This window comes from Hydrogenophaga palleronii NBRC 102513 (assembly GCF_001571225.1).
GTDB classification, from domain to species: Bacteria; Pseudomonadota; Gammaproteobacteria; order Burkholderiales; family Burkholderiaceae_C; genus Hydrogenophaga; species Hydrogenophaga palleronii.
Genome location: NZ_BCTJ01000020.1, coordinates 1 through 17,108 on the forward strand (window position 1 = coordinate 1; position 17,108 = coordinate 17,108).

The 17,108-nt window shown below is 68.3% G+C and carries 16 protein-coding genes; 2 read left to right on the top strand and 14 right to left on the bottom strand.

Going from position 1 to position 17,108, the window contains the following annotated elements:
- Positions 1-86 precede the first annotated feature (86 nt).
- Both HPA01S_RS14425 and HPA01S_RS14430 read left to right on the top strand, forming a co-directional pair.
- Positions 87-704 (top strand): hypothetical protein, encoded by a 618-nt coding sequence (locus HPA01S_RS14425; protein WP_066271309.1) that lies wholly within the window; start codon positions 87-89, stop codon positions 702-704.
- A 65-nt stretch (positions 705-769) separates the two neighbouring features.
- Complete coding sequence (locus tag HPA01S_RS14430) at positions 770-1,972, top strand: HD-GYP domain-containing protein (protein ID WP_066271312.1); 1,203 nt, start codon at positions 770-772, stop codon at positions 1,970-1,972.
- A gap of 21 nt (positions 1,973-1,993) precedes the next feature.
- Here the strand turns inward: HPA01S_RS14430 and HPA01S_RS14435 are convergent, their stop codons facing one another.
- From HPA01S_RS14435 to HPA01S_RS14500, 14 genes are all read right to left on the bottom strand, one after another.
- Entirely contained in the window at positions 1,994-2,449 is a 456-nt protein-coding gene (locus tag HPA01S_RS14435) for a RidA family protein (protein WP_066271314.1), read from the bottom strand.
- A gap of 28 nt (positions 2,450-2,477) precedes the next feature.
- Positions 2,478-3,836: an FAD-binding oxidoreductase gene (locus HPA01S_RS14440; protein ID WP_066271317.1), complete on the bottom strand. Its 1,359-nt coding sequence runs from the start codon at positions 3,834-3,836 to the stop codon at positions 2,478-2,480.
- A 24-nt stretch (positions 3,837-3,860) separates the two neighbouring features.
- Positions 3,861-4,673, bottom strand: a complete 813-nt coding sequence (locus HPA01S_RS14445) for an ABC transporter permease (protein WP_066271319.1) — start codon at positions 4,671-4,673, stop codon at positions 3,861-3,863.
- Positions 4,670-5,491, bottom strand: a complete 822-nt coding sequence (locus HPA01S_RS14450) for an ABC transporter ATP-binding protein (protein WP_066271472.1) — start codon at positions 5,489-5,491, stop codon at positions 4,670-4,672. Before HPA01S_RS14450 ends, HPA01S_RS14445 begins: the two co-directional genes overlap by 4 nt.
- A gap of 84 nt (positions 5,492-5,575) precedes the next feature.
- Positions 5,576-6,574 (bottom strand): ABC transporter substrate-binding protein, encoded by a 999-nt coding sequence (locus tag HPA01S_RS14455; protein ID WP_157085036.1) that lies wholly within the window; start codon positions 6,572-6,574, stop codon positions 5,576-5,578.
- Positions 6,575-6,657: 83 nt separating this feature from the next.
- The gene (locus HPA01S_RS14460) at positions 6,658-7,515 is read right to left on the bottom strand and encodes a creatininase family protein (RefSeq protein ID WP_066271324.1); all 858 of its coding nucleotides are present in this window, start codon (positions 7,513-7,515) and stop codon (positions 6,658-6,660) included.
- 20 nt (positions 7,516-7,535) lie between these two features.
- A complete protein-coding gene (locus HPA01S_RS14465) occupies positions 7,536-8,810 on the bottom strand; it encodes an amidohydrolase family protein (RefSeq protein WP_066271327.1) in 1,275 nt (424 codons plus the stop codon).
- An 8-nt stretch (positions 8,811-8,818) separates the two neighbouring features.
- Positions 8,819-9,751 carry a PDR/VanB family oxidoreductase gene (locus tag HPA01S_RS14470; RefSeq protein WP_066271332.1) on the bottom strand — a complete coding sequence of 311 codons (933 nt, stop codon included), beginning with the start codon at positions 9,749-9,751 and terminating at the stop codon, positions 8,819-8,821.
- Positions 9,752-10,027: 276 nt separating this feature from the next.
- Complete coding sequence (locus HPA01S_RS14475; RefSeq protein ID WP_066271333.1) at positions 10,028-10,711, bottom strand: TetR family transcriptional regulator C-terminal domain-containing protein; 684 nt, start codon at positions 10,709-10,711, stop codon at positions 10,028-10,030.
- A gap of 110 nt (positions 10,712-10,821) precedes the next feature.
- Positions 10,822-11,226, bottom strand: a complete 405-nt coding sequence (locus HPA01S_RS14480) for a RidA family protein (protein ID WP_084360699.1) — start codon at positions 11,224-11,226, stop codon at positions 10,822-10,824.
- 16 nt (positions 11,227-11,242) lie between these two features.
- Positions 11,243-12,244 (bottom strand): tripartite tricarboxylate transporter substrate binding protein, encoded by a 1,002-nt coding sequence (locus HPA01S_RS14485; protein ID WP_066271336.1) that lies wholly within the window; start codon positions 12,242-12,244, stop codon positions 11,243-11,245.
- Positions 12,245-12,292: 48 nt separating this feature from the next.
- Positions 12,293-13,867 carry a hydantoinase B/oxoprolinase family protein gene (locus HPA01S_RS14490; RefSeq protein WP_066271337.1) on the bottom strand — a complete coding sequence of 525 codons (1,575 nt, stop codon included), beginning with the start codon at positions 13,865-13,867 and terminating at the stop codon, positions 12,293-12,295.
- Positions 13,864-15,825 carry a hydantoinase/oxoprolinase family protein gene (locus HPA01S_RS14495; protein WP_066271340.1) on the bottom strand — a complete coding sequence of 654 codons (1,962 nt, stop codon included), beginning with the start codon at positions 15,823-15,825 and terminating at the stop codon, positions 13,864-13,866. The genes HPA01S_RS14490 and HPA01S_RS14495 overlap by 4 nt, the downstream gene beginning before the upstream one ends.
- 9 nt (positions 15,826-15,834) lie before the next feature.
- Positions 15,835-17,073, bottom strand: a complete 1,239-nt coding sequence (locus tag HPA01S_RS14500) for an NAD(P)/FAD-dependent oxidoreductase (protein ID WP_066271342.1) — start codon at positions 17,071-17,073, stop codon at positions 15,835-15,837.
- Positions 17,074-17,108: the final 35 nt, after the last annotated feature.

Consider the following 17,108-nt stretch of genomic DNA (forward strand, 5'->3'; position numbering starts at 1 on the left):
CCCTTTTTGCCCGCCAGACGGGCTGTGCACCGTGCCTGGCCTGCGCTATCCTGCCGCCCTACGCGTTGTTTTCGGGGGGGGGCAGCATGCAGATCTACCGGGTGAGCGATCCCGATTGGGCCACGTCGGCCGAGCTGGTGTTGAACGAGCCGGAGCAGCCCGACACCGCCAACCTGGTGCTCGGTGCCGAAACCCGCCACCCCGTGCAGTTTGTCGTGTTCACCGCGGCCACGCCCGAGGGCACCTGGTCGCCCGAGCTGGATGCGCGCCTGACCCTGCTCGACAACGACCTGCGCCCGTTCGAGTGGCAAGGCCCTTCCGAACGGCAGTACCTGTCGCCCGACCGGCAGGTGGCCATCCTGATACAGCCCGAGGGCCATTCGTGGATCGCGTCCATCTACCGAGACGGGTCGCCGGTGGGCCTCAGCGCCATGGCATTCCACCCGGCTCCGGCCGCCGCGCAGGCGCCGCGGCTGCGTTGTCGGGTCTGCCGAAGCACGGCCAAGGCGCTGGCGGTGGCCATCGTGGCGGCTGCCGGGGCGGCCGGTGCCGGCATCGCCTTGCCGGCGGCGTTGATCGCCGCGGTGGGCGCGTTCCTCGGTGTTGCCACGGCGGCTGCCGTGGCCTTCATCAACAGCGTGCTGGGTGACGTGGCTTCGGTGGTGGCCGACAAGCTGTGCCTGGCCGCCGGTCTGTGCCCCTGAACTTGGCGGTTTTTTGACGGCTTTTCGGGCATTCGTGACGTGCGCAGGCGCGTAGATTCGGTGCGATGTACAAGTCGCTTCCCCTGGACGCCATCGCGCTGCAGCAGCCGGTTCCCGTGAACGTGTGGGATCCGAAGGGTGTGCTGTTGTTGCGCAAGGGCGAAGCGATCACCTCGGAACAACATCGCGGCCTGCTCATGCTGCACTCGCCGGTGGTGCTGGAGGCCGACTGGCGTGCCTGGAACTACAGCTACACCACCGAGCTCGACCGCATGGTGCGCGACAACGTTTCCATCAGCCAGATCGCCAGCCTGAGCCACGCGGTGGAGGTGCCGAATGCGGTGGCGCGCGACGACGTCGGCCCGCTGGAGTTCTGGTCCGACGCCCACGCGTCCCTCGGCAAGCTCCTGCTGCAAGGCGAGGCGGCCACGCAGTTCAACGAGCGCTTCGAACGCCTGGCTGCGCGCGCGCAAGGCATGTGGCGTTCGGTGCCCGACGACAGCCTGCTGGTGCTGGTTCAACTGCTGTTTGATGCGCGCGTGGGCTACAGCGCAAGCCACGCCTTGCTTTCAGCCGGCCTGTGTGCGCTGGTGTCGCCGTCCACCGGCCTGTCGCCGAGCGAGCAGGACACGTTGTTTCGTGCCGCGCTCAGCATGAACATCGGCATGACGCGCGCGCACGACGCCATGGCCCGCCAGTCTGCTGAACTCAACTCCGCGCAACGCCAGGCCGTGCACGAACACCCGGTGCGCGGCGCGGCGATGCTGCGCGCGCTGGGTGTCAACGATCCGTTCTGGCTGCAGCTGGTGGAAGAGCAACACGAACGCGCCGATGGCAGCGGTTATCCGGCCGGCAAGCTGGTGACGGACCTGGCGCAGCGCCTGCTGCAGATGGCGGATGTGTATGCGGCCTGCATCAGCCCGCGCGAGGGCCGTGGAGGTTTGCTGGCGCAGCAGGTTGCGCGCGAGCTCTACCTTGGCCCCGACCGGCAGCCCGACCCGCTGGGCGCGCTGTTCATCAAACACATCGGCTTTTACCCGCCGGGCAGTTATGTGCGCCTGGCCAGTGGCGAGGTGGCGGTGGTGACGCGGCGCACCAGCAAGGCCAATGCACCGCAGGTGCTGGCCATCGTGGGGCGGCAGGGCATGCCGCTGGGCGAACCGCGTGCGCGCGACACGCAGGACCCGCAGCACGAGATCAAGGCCGGCCTGCCGCCGGGTGATGTGCGGGTGGTGGTGAACATCCCCCGCCTGCTGAGCCGGCGCTAGCCGGCCAGCTGGCCGTGCCGCTCAGCGGGGCAGGTACATCGTCGCTTCGACTTCGATCAGGGCGTCGTCGCTCGGCAGGAAGCGCGACACCTCCAGCACGGTGCTCACCGGTGGCTGCCCGGGGTAGAACAGGCCACGCACGCGGTTGTACTGCGCGTAGTGCGGCAGGTGCCGGAAGTACTGCACCAGCTTGACCACATCGTCCATCTTTCCGCCGTGTTCTTCGGCGATGGCCCGGATGCGGTCGAGAACGAACCAGCTTTGCGCCACGATGGGCGCCTCGAACACGTCCACCGACATCTGGCCGGTGACGTAGCCCAGCCCGCGCAGCGGCGGCAGCGCTTCGGCGGGAAGCTCCTCGTAACGGCTCACGGTCTGGCGGGTGGTGGGGTTGACCGCCACCACGCCGCTCAGGAACACGAAATCGCCAACGCGTCGGGCGGCCGCGTAGTGGGCCATGGGGGTGCCGGTGCTCATGGGGGTTCTCCGTGTGAAGGTGCGGTGCTCAGCCGGGCAGGCCCCAGGCGCGCATCTTGCCCGGGTTCAGCAGACCGGCGGGGTCGAAACGTTTTTTCATGTCGATCACGTTCTGCGGCAGGTCTCCACCCACCTTGCCTTCTTCGATGATGAAGGTGTGCGGGTTGTTCACGCGGATGCCGTTGTCGCGGAAGATCTGGATGATCTCGTTCAGGCGTTCCTCGGTGGTGAAGCGCACCAGCGGCAACGAGGTGCAGGTGGTGAAGCCGTCCATGCTGCGCAGGAACTCCACGTGCATCAGCACCTCGTCGCCGAACAGCGAGCGAATGGTGCGCACCTGGTCCAGGTGTTTGCCGGGCGTGAAGGTGGTCTGCAGGTAGGTCAGGCCCTTGTCGACCTTGAGCGCGTTCAGCGTGGTGTGGTTCCAGCAGTACTCCACCAGCGTGTGGTGCTGCGCTTTCACCTCGTCGGCCGTGCGGCGGTAGGTCACCTTGCCGCCGTGTGCCGCGGCCACCTGCAGTGCCGCCGCTTCGGAGAACTCGGCCACCAGCACCAGCGCCGCGTGGCAGCCCTTGGGCAGGTACTCGGCCAGCGGCGTCATGTAGGCCGGCACCGGGTCGGCCAGCACGGCGATGTTCTTCTTCACGATGCCGGGGCCGTGGGCCAGGGCGTTGCCGAAGTCGAGCGCGCGGTCGCCGTCTTCGAACGTGACGATCATCTCCAGCCACGGGTGGGCTGGCGCGAGCGCCATCTCCACCTCGAGCACCAGGCCGTTGGTGCCCCAGAGGTGGTGCATCAGCAGGGCTTCGGGGCCACGCAGTTCCACCACTTGCGGCTCGGCTTCGATGCTCATGGCACGGATGCCGATGATGTTGCCGGCGGCGCCGATGGGGCCGTAGTTGATCGAACCCGCACCACCGAAGCCGCCGCTGAACAGGCCGCCCAGCGAGGCGCTGCGGAAGGTGGAGGGGATGCAGCGCAGCTCCCAGCCCATGGGGCGGGTGGCGGTGTCGAAGTCACCGAGGCGGATGCCGGCCTGCGCGCGGCCGACGCCGGGGCGCGACCAGAGGAAGGCGTTGTAGCCGCTCATGTCCAGGACCACGCCACCGTGCAGCGGTGTGGACTGGCCGTAGTTGCCGGTGCCCGCGCCACGCAGGGTGAGCGGGATGTTGCGGCGCGCGCAGGCGCTGGCCACCTTGCGAATCTCTTCTTCGGTGCGCGGCTTGACGACGATGTCGGCGCGCTTGCCGACCAGCTGGCGCTTGAGCACCGGGCTGAACCAGGAGAAGTCTTGCGACAGGCGGCCCACCTTCAGGGGGTCGGTGATCCAGTCGAGGTCGGGCAGCTCGTGCTGCAGTTGTTCGATGGGCGTTTGAGGGGCGTTCATGGCGTGTCTTTCGGAAACGGTGGATCAGTCCTGTGCGATTTCGCTGGCGTGCCAGGAACCCAGCGACACCTTGGTCAGCCAGGCCATGAGCACGAAGAGGAAAACGCCGGCGAACGAGATCAGCAGCAGCGCGGCGAACATGCGCGGGATGTCGAGCTGGTAACCGGCCATCAGGATCTGGTAGGCCAGACCGGTGTTGGTGCCGCCGGTGCCGGCCACGAACTCGGCCACCACGGCGCCGATCAGCGCCAGGCCCGAGGAGATGCGCAGGCCGCCGAAGAAGTAGGGCAGCGCGCTCGGGATGCGCAGGCGCCACAGGATCTGGCCGCGCGTGGCACGGTTCATCTTGAAGTAGCTCTGCAGGTCGGGGTCGACGCTGCGCAGGCCCAGCGTGGTGTTGGAGATGATGGGGAACAGCGCCACCAGCGCGGAACACACCACCAGCGAGGCCGTCGGCTGTTTGACCCAGATGATGATCAGCGGGGCAATCGCCACGATGGGCGTGACCTGCAGCAGCACGGCATACGGGAACAGCGCGGTCTCGATCAGGCGGCTCTGCACGAACAGGAAGGAGATCAGCACCCCGACCACCACCGCGAGGATGAAGGACAGCACGGTGATCTTCATGGTGATCACCAGGGAGTTGAACAGCGTGCCCCAATCCTTGATCAGGGTCTCCATCATCAGGCCGGGCGAGGGGATCAGGTACGGCGGCAGCTCGAAGCCGACCACCAGGCCCTGCCACGCAGCGATCAGGACGATGGCGACCAGCGCCGGGTACAGGATGCGCTGCACGCGCGGCTGTTTCAGGAAGGGGGTGTTGTGCGTCGTGTTCATGCGCGGGCGTCCTCGGTGGTGTCACGGCTGGCGCGCAGCAGGCTTTCCTGCAGTTGCTTGGCGTGGCGGCTGAATTCGGTGGAGACCATGAAGTCCGGGCTGCGTGGGTAGGGTTCGTCGATGTGGAACTCTTCCACGATGCGGCCCGGGCGCGCGGCCATCATCACCACACGGCTGGAGAGGAACACCGACTCGTGGATCGAGTGGGTGACGAACACCACGGTGAGGTTCTTCTTCTGCCAGAGTTCGAGCAGGTCGGCGTCGAGCTTGTGGCGCGTGATTTCATCGAGCGCACCGAAGGGTTCGTCCATCAGCAGCAGGGTCGGCTCGACCACCAGGCCACGCGCGATCGACACGCGCATCTGCATGCCGCCCGACAGCGCACGCGGCAAGACCTTGGCGAACTTGGACAGGCCCACCAGCGCCAGCGCATCGGCGACGCGTGCGTCGGCCTCGGCACGTGGCACACCGGCCAGGTCCAGCGGCAGGCGCACATTGGTCTGCACGTTGGCCCAGGGCATCAGCGTCGGTGCCTGGAACACGAAGGACAGGCGATGGCCCGACTTCTCCAACTGGTTGACACCCTGGCCCCACAGCTTGAGGCTGCCGCTGGTGGGTTCCAGCAGGCCGGCCACCATCTTGAGCAGCGTGCTCTTGCCGCAGCCCGAGGGGCCGAGCAAGGTCACGAATTCGCCTTCGCGAACTTGCAGGTCCACCGGCTGCAAGGCCACGGTGCCGTTGGGGTAGGTTTTCTGAACGCCCTGGATATCGATCGCCAGGGTGTTGTTGGACGCTTGGTCTGTCTTCGTCGTCGTCATGTGATGTTCGTGGGCTGGAAGCGGATGCAGGCCGGTGCGCCAGCCGAAGCGGCGCACCGGTGCGAGGCGCGTTGACGGGTCAGGTCAGGGCAGGACCTTGGCCTCGCGGGAGATGTCGAAGCGGTAGGCCTGGTCGACGTTGACCTTGGCCGGGTCGATCATCTCGTTCTCCACCAGGAAGGCGTGCGTCTTCATCAGGCGTTCGCGCGTGATCACGCCGATGCCCAGCTTGGCCGCGTCGCCGCTGGTGATGATGCCCATCTCCTTGATCTTGCCGATGCCGTAGTTGAGCTGGTCATCGGTCATGTTGGGGTTGTCCTTCTTGATCAGGGCGTTGGCCGGCGCGGGGTCGGCCAGGTAGCTCTTGTAGCCTTCGGCGGTGGCTTTCACGAAGGCGGTCACGGCCTTCTCACGGTCCTTCACCGTCTTCTCCATGCAGGAGATCAGGTTGGCGTAGGGTGGGTAGCCCTGGTCGGCCAGCAGGAAGGTGTTGACCTTCACGCCCGCCTTCTGGATGGCGAAGGGCTCGGACGAGAGGAAGCCCATCTGCACGATGTTCTTGTCGGCAACGAAGGGCTGGATGTTGTAGGTGTAGGGGCGCACCTGCGAGTCGGTGTAGCCGTACTTGCCTTTGAGCCAGGACCACATGCCGCGCATCGCGGTGGGGGCGATCAGGATGGTCTTGCCCTTCATGTCCTCGAAGGACTTGACGTCTTCGTGGGCGATCAGCACCTGCGGGTCTTTCTGGAAGATCGCCGCCACGTTGACGATGGGCAGGCCGTTGCCGCGCGCCACCATCATCTGCGTGTCGGTCGCGCCCATGATGCAGTCGGCCTGGCCGGCGGCCATGACCTGGATGATGTTGATCTGCGGGCCACCCATCTTGATGGTCACGTCCAGGCCGTGCTTCTTGTAGATGCCGTTGGCAATCGCCTGGTAGTAGCCGCCGTGTTCGGCCTGTGCGTACCAGTTGGTCATGAAGGTGAACTTTTCCTGCGCCTGGGCGGCGGTCAGGGTCAGCACACCCAGGGCGGTGGCGCTCAGGGCGCGGCACAGGCGGGGCATTGTGGAAGCAGCGGTCATGGCAGGCCTTTTTGTCGAAGGGTGGGGTGGGGCGAGGTGGCGCGAGGGGAGGAAAACGGAAACGAAAAAACAGTAAGCAGGTTTCAGTCCAGGGTCTGCTGGATGTGGCCGGTGTGGTGGCCACGTTCCCAGGTCGCTTCGTCGCGAACGACCCAGCGCATGGTGTAGAGCTCGGTGATGGCCTGGACCCAGCTATCGGCCAGGCTGTCGAGGATGGCTTCACCCTGTTCGCGGGTGGCGGTGGTGGGGTCGCCGATGACGCCGCTGGGGCCGAAGTCGCGCGCCACCCAGGCACAGGCCGGGCGGCCGTCGGCCGAGAGCGTCTTGCTCGGGAACGGGGGCGGGAAGTAGGCGGCGGCGCGCTCCATGTGCACGGTGTCGGGCGCCAGCGCGAGCATCAGCGCGGTTTCCGAATGGCCGGCGTGCATCGAGAGCTTGCGCTCCTGGTCGCTGATGAACTTGCCCGAGACGTTGGGCACGCGCGAGACACCGTAGGGCACGACGACAAAGTCGCCATGGCGCAGGCGCAGTTCACGCGCCGCCATCTCCAGCACCTGCGGCTGGCCGCCGTGGCCGTTGGCGAACACCAGCTTGCGAAAGCCCGAGCGGTAGACCGACTCGCCGAGTTCGATCATGGTCGACAGCAGCGTGGTGCCGGTCAGCGTCATGGTGCCGGCGAAGTGCAGGTGCTCTTCGGACTTGCCGTAGGTGATGGGCGGCAGGCCGAAGGCGCGGATCTCGGCGGGCAGGCGCTCGAAGGCCTTGCCGATCACGCCGGCGGCGATCACCGTGTCCACCGAGCAGGGCAGGTGCGGGCCGTGCTGTTCCGTGGCGCCCACCGGCAGCACGATGACCGTGTTCTCGCGGTCCGGCAGCGCGGTGATTTCCGTCCAGGCCAAGTAGGGCAGGAAACGGTGGGGAGGGAAGTAGCCGTGCATCATGGGGCGGGGTCCTTGGGAGGTCAGTCGGAGGCGAGAAGATGGCCCTGGCGCAACACGCTGCGCGCCGCGCTGCGTGACGGCCAGGCGTGGGCGTCGCTGTCGTGAAACACCACCAGGTCGGCGCTGGCGCCTTCCAGCGTGGGGCGCGCCAGCGGGTGGCGCAGCAGCCAGTCGCTGCGGCAGAGGGCGTCGGACCAGAGGTCGAAAGGGCTGTCGAGCTGGCCGGTGAGCGCGCCCGCCTGCATGGCTTCGAGCGGGTCCAGGCTGCCGGCGCGGCAGAACGGGTCTTGCACGTTGTCGCTGGCGAACAGCAGCGGAATGCCGTGCGCGCGCGCTTCCTTCACCAGCGTGAGGCCGCGCAGTCGCGGCGTGCGGCCGGTCACCGCGTCCTGCAGCAGCAGGTTGGTGATGGGCAATGAGATCAGCGTGATGGGCGCGCGCGCCACCGCTTCCAGCGTGGCCTGCACGCGGGCCTCGTCCTGCGCGGCGAGGGCGCAGTTGTGGCCGCAGACCACCCGGCCGCCAAAGCCGATCTTGCGCAGCAGGCCGGCAACAAAGGCCAGGCCCTGTGCGTCGGGGTTGAGTTCTTCGTCAACGTGCAGGTCCAGGTCCAGGTCCACCGCCTGCGCGGCCAGCACCAGGTTGCGCAGGGCGGCGGCGTCCCAGTTGCTGGAGTGCACGAAACCACCGAGCAGCGCGTGTGGCCCGGTCTCGGCCACGCTGCGCGTCAGGCGCAGGGCATCGTCGGCGTTCTGGAACGGCGCCAGTTTGATCAGGGCCACCTGTTCAAGGTGGACGCGGCCGCGCCATTCGGCCGCGAGCTCCGTCATCACCTGCCAGGCGAGTGGCGGCGTCTGCGGGTCCCACCAGTCGATGTGGGTGCGCATGTGGGTGGTGCCGGCCTGCCAGGCCCACTGCAGGCCTTTTTCGGCGCGTGCGCGCAGGTCAGCATGGGTCCAGTGCGCGCGGTCGCTGATGACGGCGTCGATGGCACCGAGCAGGCCGGGTTTCGCCGCGCCCATGCGCGGCAGGATGAAGGCCTTGTCCAGGTGGGTATGCGCGTCCACGAAGCCCGGCAGCACCGGCGCGCCTTGCACATCCCAGTCGCCTTGCGCCACCGGCGTGGCCGCCGTCATGGGCAGCACGCGGGCGACACGGCCTGCGGCGAGCTCGATGCGCGCGAGCGATGGTGTGTGGCCCTGCACCGGCCAGTCGGGCGCCAGCAGCCAGCGCGGCAGGCGCGCGTTGCTGATCACCTCGGGAGCGGCAGGAGGGCGTGAGGGCGGCAGGCTCATGGGGCGGGTCAGAGGTCCAGGGTCAGCGTGGGCGTGCGGCTGCGCGAGCAGCAGATGGCGATGTGCGTCGCGCGCTCGTCTTCGGTCAGGCAGAAGTCCTGGTGATCGGGTGTGCCGTCCAGGTAGGGCGTGATGCAGGAGCCGCAGATGCCTTGTTCGCACACGGTGTCCACACGCACGCCCGCGCTTTGCAGCACGTGGGCGATGTTCTGCTCGGGCCCCACCGTCAGCCGCTTCTGGCTGCGCGCCAGCACCACCTCGAAACCGGCCGTTGCCGGTGCCGCGGCGCTGGCCGCTTCGCTCTTGGGTGGTGCGTTGAAGTACTCGAAGTGCACACGCTCGGCCGGCCAGTGCTGGCAGGCTTCGCGCACGTGCTGCATGAAACCTTCCGGCCCGCAGTAGTAGGCGTGCGAGCCGGCTGGCGCGGCCGCCACCAGCGAGGCCGGGCTGGTCCGCACGGGGGCGTCGTCGAAGTGGGTCTGCACACGGTCGCGCCAGGGCGCGGTGTCGAGCACGTTCTTGAGCGGCAGGTACGCTGCGCTGCGCGCAAACACCGCGAGGGTGAACGGCTCGCCACGCGCATGCAGGGCGTGCGCCATGGCCACCATCGGCGTCATGCCGATGCCGCCGCCGAGCAGCAGGTGGTGTGGCGCCTGCGGCGCGAGCGGGAACAGGTTGCGTGGCGCGCCGATGCGCAGGATTTCGCCTTCGCGCACCCAGCTGTGCACCGCGCGCGAACCGCCGCGGCCACGGTCTTCGCGCTTGACCGCGATCTCGTAGGCCTCGTGGCTGCGCGCCGGGTCGCCGCAAAGCGAGTAGCTGCGCACCAGGTCACCGGGCAGGTACACGTCGATGTGCGCGCCGGCCTCGCAGGTGGGCAGGGGGTGGCCGTCGATGCGCTGCAGCACGAAGCCGCTGACCTCTGAGGTGTGGCGCAGCACCTGGGATACCCGGATCGTGATCTCGCCACGCGGGGTTGGGGTCTGTGAAGAGGGGGTGTCCGGGACAACTGGTGTGGCCGCGGTGGAAAGGGAGCTCAATTTCTGACCGTTTAATTTGACTATTTGGTCAGTATAAGAAAAAAAGACCGTCGGAAAACCGTGAAAACCCTCGGCTTTTCATCGGATGCAACAGGGCAACAGGCGGTGGCGTGGTGTTGGTGGCGCGGCGCTGAAAGACGGCGCCGCCTTGAGGCAGGGTGAGGTGTTGCGCGGTGTTCAGTCGCGCATCAGGCCGCAGCCGCGAAGCACGAACGGCACCAGGTCGTGCGCCACCGTCTCGCGGTCCAGCGGTGCCGGGTCGCGTTCGCTGCCGCAGATCTCGCGCACCTGCAGTGCAAAGTCGGCGTGGTGCTGCGTCATGGCCCAGATGTGCATCAGCAGCAGGTGGGCGTTCATCGGCCGCATCAGGCCGCGTGCGATCCAGCCGTTGATGATGGCCACTTCCTTCTGGATCCAGATGCGTGCATTGGGCCAGTAGCGGTCCAGGTTGTGGCCTCCGTCGAGGATCTCGCGCGTGAAGATGCGCGACACCGTGGGCTGGTCGAACGCGTGGTCGAGCTTCTGCCGGATGTAGTGCGCCAGGATGTCGGCCGGCTCGGTGAGCCCGGGCGGCGCGAACTCGATCTTCCAGGCCTTCATCACGGAGTCGAGCAGCTCGCTGTAGAGCTCTTCCTTGCCGGTGATGTAGTAGTGCAGCTGCGGTTTGGTGAGGCCCGCACGCTCGGCGATGGCCTGGGTGGACGTGCCCTTGAGGCCATGCAGGCTGAACTCTTCGATGGCGGCTTCGCGGATGGCGGCCAGGATGCGCTGTCGGCTTTCCCGCACGGCGCGAACGGGTCGAGCGGGCGTGTGGGCATCGGCGCGGGGCGTGGGCCGCGCCGGAGATCGTGCTGCTGTCATGGTCCGGGATCGCGCTGGAAGACGGCGGCTGCCAGGCGCTGAAAAGAGGGATTTCATGATAGCAGGCGCGCCGTTTTGGTGCGTCCCTGGAACGGCCCCGCACGGTGTGTTCAGCGCGGCGGACGCAGGGCGGTGGCTTCGATCTCCACCAGCACCGGGGCAATCAGGCCCGAGATCACGGTCGAGCGTGCCGGCGCGGTGGCGGCCGGGAAACGTTCGGCGTACGCGGCGTTGAAGCCGGGGTAGTCCTGTGCGTTGACCAGCCACACCGTGGTCTTCACCACGTCGGCCAGCGTGCAGCCCGCGCGCTTGAGGATGTCCTCGATCAGGTCCAGCGTGTAGTGGGTCTGGCTCGCGATGTCTTCGCCCGCGGGCTGGCCGTTGCGCATTGGCACCTGCCCGGCGACGAAGACCAAGCGGTCTTCGACCACCACGGCGGGCGAAATGGGTTGCACCAGGCCAGCCCGTTGCACGGGCGGCCCCACGTATTCAATGCCGGGGTTTGGGGTTGTCATTCGATCGGTCAGTCGGTCAATCGGGTTTGGCGCCGGAGGCCTTCACGATGCCGGCCCACTTGCTGGCCTCGGCTTCGATGAAGTTCTTGTAGTCGGTGGCGCTGCTGCCGCCGAGCTTGAAGCCGCGCGAGACGAAGTAGTCCTGGATGTCGGGGCTTGCCAGCGCGGCGTTCACGTCCTTGTTGAGCCGTTCCACCACGGCGGCGGGTGTGCCGGGTGGCGCGAACAGGCCTTGCCACGACAGGGCTTCAAAACCGGGGTAACCGCTTTCGGCCACCGTCGGCACGTTCGGGTACAGCGGGTGCCGTTCTTTCGAGGTCACCGCGATCGGCACCAGCTTGCCGGCTGCGATCTGCGGCTGCACCACCAGGATGTCGCCAAACATCAGGTCGATCTGGCCACCCATGAGGTCGCTCAGCGCGCCGGCGCTGCCGCGGTACGGGATGTGCAGCAGCGACGCCTTGGTGGCCAGCTTGAACATCTCGCCCGTGAGGTGCATGGAGGTGCCGCTGCCGGCCGAGCCGTAGGTGATGGAGCCAGGCCGTGCGCGCGCGGCGGCGATCAGTTCGGGCAGCGTCTTCGCTGGCAGGTTCGGGTTCTTCACGATCAGCAGCGGAGCGCTGACCACCGCGGTGACCGGCGTGAAACCCTTGACCACGTCGTAGGGCAGGTTCGGGTACAGCGCACCGGCGATGCCGTTGCTGCCGGTCACGCCGAGCAGCAGCGTGTAGCCGTCGGGTTCGGATTTGGAGACGTGGTCTGCACCGACGGTGCCACCGGCGCCGGGCCGGTTGTCCACCAGCACGGTCTGCTTCCAGGTGGTGCCGAGTTTTTCGCCCAGCTTGCGCGCCAGCAGGTCGGTGCTGCCACCGGGCGGGAACGGCACGACGATGCGCACCAGCTTGTTGGGGTAACTCTGCGCCAGGGCCCCCGCGGGTGCGGCGAGGGCGCCGAGGCCGACGGTGGCGGCGAGTGCGAGTGCGCTCAGGGTGCGCGATGGAAAGTTGATGCGGGTCATGTGGATGCCACTTTCATTCAAAGGGGTTGGGGGTTGGAGGTTGGTGCCTCAGCGTTCTGCTGCGGCACCCCATGCGCCTCCTCCGGCCGTTTCAATGACCAGTCGGTCTCCGGCCGACCACTCGACACGTGCCCGTGCGGGCAGGACGTCAACGTGGCCATCGGCTCTTTCGATGCGCGCGGCCGATGGTGAACCATCGCCGCCGCCTTGGCTGCCGCGTGCGCGGCTGACATGGCGTTCGCCCCGGTAGGAAACGCTGCCATGTCCTTCTAGCAATTCGTATACCCGGCGCACGCCGTGGCCGCCTTCGAAGCGGCCTACGCCGCCAGAACCTTCGCGGATGGCGTAGGTCTTCACGCGCAGCGGCGCTTCGGCTTCGATCACTTCCACCGGCGTGTTGCGGGCGTTGCCGACGTCGGTGGAGATGCCGCTGGTGCCATCGCCGTGTGCGCTTGCGCCGGCACCGCTGGCGATGATCTCGGTCATCAGCCAGCGCTGGCCGTCTGCCGCTGTGCCGCCGAGCGACAGCACCGTGGCCACACCCGCGTTGGACGCCAGCGGTTCACGCGCCGCGCCGAGCGACCAGGCACTGAGCATGGCGTTGCAGGCGAGCTTGAGCGTGGCGGTGCGTGCGTTCACCGCCGCCGGCAGGCGCGGGTTGACCACGCTGCCTTCGGGCAACACCCAGGTGGCGGGTGCGAGGCAGCCGGCGTTGTTCGGCGCCTGTGGTGCGAGCGAACGCATGAAGAACAGGATGGCCGACATCATGCTCGACGGCGATGCGTTGACCGGGCCACGCGTCTGTGGCGACGAGCCGGTGAAATCGATCGTGAGCGTATCGCCCTGCTTGTGCAGCCGCACCGCGATCTGCACCGGCGTGGTGTCGATGCCGTCGCCGTCGAGCTGGTCCTGCCAGTGCCAGCTGCCATCGGGCACGGCGAGCAGTGCGTCGCGGGTCATGCGTTCGGACTGCGCCAGCAGCGCATCACACACCGCGTGGAAATTGCTGCCTGTGCGTGCCTGCAGCGCCGCCGTTTCGTGCGCACCCAGGCTCACGGCCGACCACTGCGCGTTCAGGTCGCCCAGCAGGTTGCCCGGCGTGCGGCTGTTGGCGGTGAGCAGGGTTTCGATGTTGGGGTCGACCACACCCGCGCTGCGCCAGCGCACCGGCGGGATGCGCAGGCCTTCCTGGTGGATGTCGGTGGCGTTGGGCGGGATCGAACCCGCTGCCATGCCGCCCACGTCCTGGTGGTGCAGGATGGCCGCGGCCAGGCCGATCACGGCGCCGTCGTGCACGATGGGGCGCACCACGATCAGGTCGGGCAGGTGGGTGCCGCCGGACCAGGGGTCGTTCATCAGAAAGGCGTCGCCATCGGCCATCTGCGCGGCGGGAAAACGTTGCAGCACGCCGGCCACGGCCGGGATCAGCGAGCCCAGCAGCAGCGGCAGCGAACGCGCCTGCGCGAGCAGGCGGCCGTCGGGCAGGAAGACCGCCGCCGCGCAGTCGCCGCCTTCGCGTGCGATCGACGAGTAGGCCGCGCGCATCATGCGGCTCTGCATGCGGTCGACGATGCCTTGCAGCGCGAGCCGCACGGGCTCCATCAGGATCAGGTGCGTGTTCATGCCGGTTCTCCCGTGGTTGCGGTGTGGGTCAGCAACAAGGAGCCATCGGCCTCCTGCAGCCATTGCCAGCCGGCCGGCACCCACACCGTGGTGGTGGCCGCAAACAAGGCCTGTGGACCGGTGCCGCGTGCTGCGCAGCCGTCCCACAGCGCGGCGTCGGGGCGCAGGTGCTTGGCGTTGATGCCGGGTTGGGGCACGGCTTGTTCGAACACGCCACGCAGCAGGCCCACCTGCGCGTCGCTGCGTGCCGGCATCTGGCCGCGCAAGGCTTCGTAGCGCGCCGCAAAGCGCGCTTGCAGCGTGGCCAGATCGTCCTCGGGCAACCAGGCCACTTCGACCGGGCTGCCCTGGCCGCGGTGCAGGATTTCGAGGCTCCAGCGGATCGCGGCGCACGGGGTGTCCGGTTGCAGTGCGTCGCGCAGCGCCACCAGCCCGGCCAAGCCATCGGCGGACAGCGGCAGGCTGCAGGCCTTCTCCACCGTCTGTGTGGGCGCCGATGCCAGCAGGCCGAGCGCGGCGACCACGCCGGCGTTGGCGATCACGCGCACCTGCGAAACGCCGGCAAGCTCGGCCACCTCTGCCACGTGTTGTGCACCACCGCCGCCGGCGGCCACCAGCAGGCAGTCGGCCGGATGGATGTCGCGCTGGAAGGCGCGCATTTTCACGCTCTCGGCCATGGCGGTGGCGGCGGTTGCCACGATGGCCTGTGCCGCGTCGCGCACCGAGATGCCCAGCGGTTCGGCGATGTCGCGCGCCACGGCCGCTTCGGACAGGGCCAGGTCCAGCGTCACGCCTCCGGAGAGCCGCTGCGGCAACCGGCCCAACAGCAACAGGGCGTCGGTCAGCGTGGCGTTGGTGCCGCCCAGGCCATACGCGGCCGGGCCGGGCCAGGCGCCCTGGGAGCGTGGCCCCAGGCGCAACCCGCCGCCGGCGTTGACGCTGGCCAGGCTGCCACCGCCGATGGAGAGCGACTCCACATCGGCGCAGCGCAGCCGCAGCGTGAGATCGCCGCAGAGCAGGGTGTCGGTGAACAGCGGGCGGCCCGCTTCCAGAATGCCGATGTCGGTGCTGGTGCCGCCGACATCGATGGACATGACGACCTGCGCGGCATCGGTGTGCGGCAGGCTGGCGGCCACCCCTTGCAAGGCGGCGCAGGGGCCGGACATGGCCAGGGTGATCGGGCGCGCGAGCGCGTCCCGCCAGGGCGCGATGCCGCCTTCGGAACGCATCAGCTCGGGTGCGGGCAGGCCGCGCTCGGCCAGTGCGCCGCCGAGCGTCTGCAGGTACTGCTGCACCATGGGCTTGCTGTAGGCGTCGAAGGCGGTGGCGAGGAAACGCTCGAACTCGCGCGGCTTGGGATCGACGTCGCTCGAGATCGAGACCATCAGCGACGGTTGTGCCTCCAGCAGCCAGGCGCGCACCTGTTGCTCGTGCGCGGGCCGCAGGTGCGAGAACAGCAGGCACACCGCCACCGCGCGCACGCCGGCGGCGTGGATCTTCCGGGCCAGCGCCAGCACCTGGTCGCGGTCGAGCGCTTCGACCTCGGCGCCCTGGGCGTCCACGCGGCCGGCGATCTCGTGCCGCTGCGCCGCCGGGAACAGGCGGCGTTCGGGCGTGGGCGGCAAGACGGCGGCGGTGTACAGGTCGCGCCGGTCCTGGCGCGCCAGCGCCAGCACGTCGCGCATGCCGGTGTTGGTGAGCACGGCGATCGGGCCGTCGTTCTGTTCCAGCAGCAGGTTGGTGACGACGGTGGAGCCGTGCACGATGCGCGCGATCTGCGCGCTCTGAATGCCGTTCTCGTCCAGCATGCGCTGCACGGCCTGCAGGATCGGCTGCACGAGTTGGCCCGCTTCACGCGGGTGTTTGAGGCTTCGCAGCGCACCGTCCGTGGAGCAGGCCACCACGTCGATGAAGGTGCCGCCCATGTCGATGCCGATGGCCCAGCGCGTGGTGGTCATGGCCGGCCCTCAGCGAAAACGTTTTGCACTGAAGGGCGACAGGTCCACCTGGGTGGCGCGACCGGCCACCAGGTGGGCCACCTCGCGGCCGGTGCTGGCGCCCATGCACATGCCCATGTGGCCGTGGCCGAAGGCCAGCCAGGCGTTGTCGGCCTGGCTGCTGCGGTCGATCACCGGCAGGCTGTCGGGCATGCAGGGGCGGTGCCCCATCCACTGCGTGACTTCCGAGGTGTCGAGGTGCGGGAACAGCAACTGCCCCTGGCGCAGCAGCGCCTGGGCGCGTGCGTAGTTGGGTGCCGGCTTGAGGCCGGCGAACTCCACCGTGCCGGCCAGCCGCAGGCCCATGGCCATGGGGTTGACCATGATGTTGTTCTCCGAGGCCATCACGGTGTGGCGCAGCTTCAGGTTGGAGCTGCGCACGGTGACGTGGTAACCGCGCTGGGTTTCCAGTGGCACGCGGTCGCCGAGCTGTTTCGCCAGCTGCCCCGACCAGGCGCCGGCGGCCACCACCACGCCATCGACCGCCAGCGGTTCACCGCTGTCCATGCGCAGGCCGGTGACGCGCCGGCCTTGGCGCTCGAAGCCGGTGACCGAACGGTGGTCGTGGCGCGCACCGTCGCGCACGCTCTGCGCCACCAGGGCCTTGACGAGTTGCGACGGGTCCAGCGTGGAGCCGTTGTCGGGCGCCAGGATGCCGAAGCGGAAACGGCCCTTGAGGTCGGGTTCGAGTTCTTCGAGCTCGTCGCGCTCCACGTTGACCAGGTTCACGCCCAGCGACTTGCGCAAGGCCATGCCCCATTTCCATTGGTCGGCGGCTTCGCGCGACGAATAGACATAGAGGCAGCCGCTGCGGCGCACCAGTGCACCGGCCTCGGCGTGCTGCAGCAGGGGCTCGTAGCACTCGAAGATGGGGCGCAACAAGGTCTGCAGCGCGGTTGCGATGCGCGTCACTTCTTGCGGCGTGGAGTGCTGCAACATGCGCAGCAGCCAGGGCGCCACGCGCGGCAGGTAGGCGGTGCGGATGGTCAGCGGGCCGAGCGGATCAAGCAGCCAGCTCGGCACTTTCTTCCACATGTTGGGCATGCCCACCGGCAGGCAGGCGCTGGGCGACAGCGAGCCGGCATTGCCGAACGAGCAGGCTTCGCCCGGCTCGAGTGGGTCGACGAAGGTGATCTGGTGGCCGTCGCGCTGCAGCCAGGCGGCTGTGCAGGCGCCGACGATGCCTGTGCCAATGACGGCGATGTGCATGGGGTCTGCGGACTCTCAGGGGGTGGAAGGGGGAG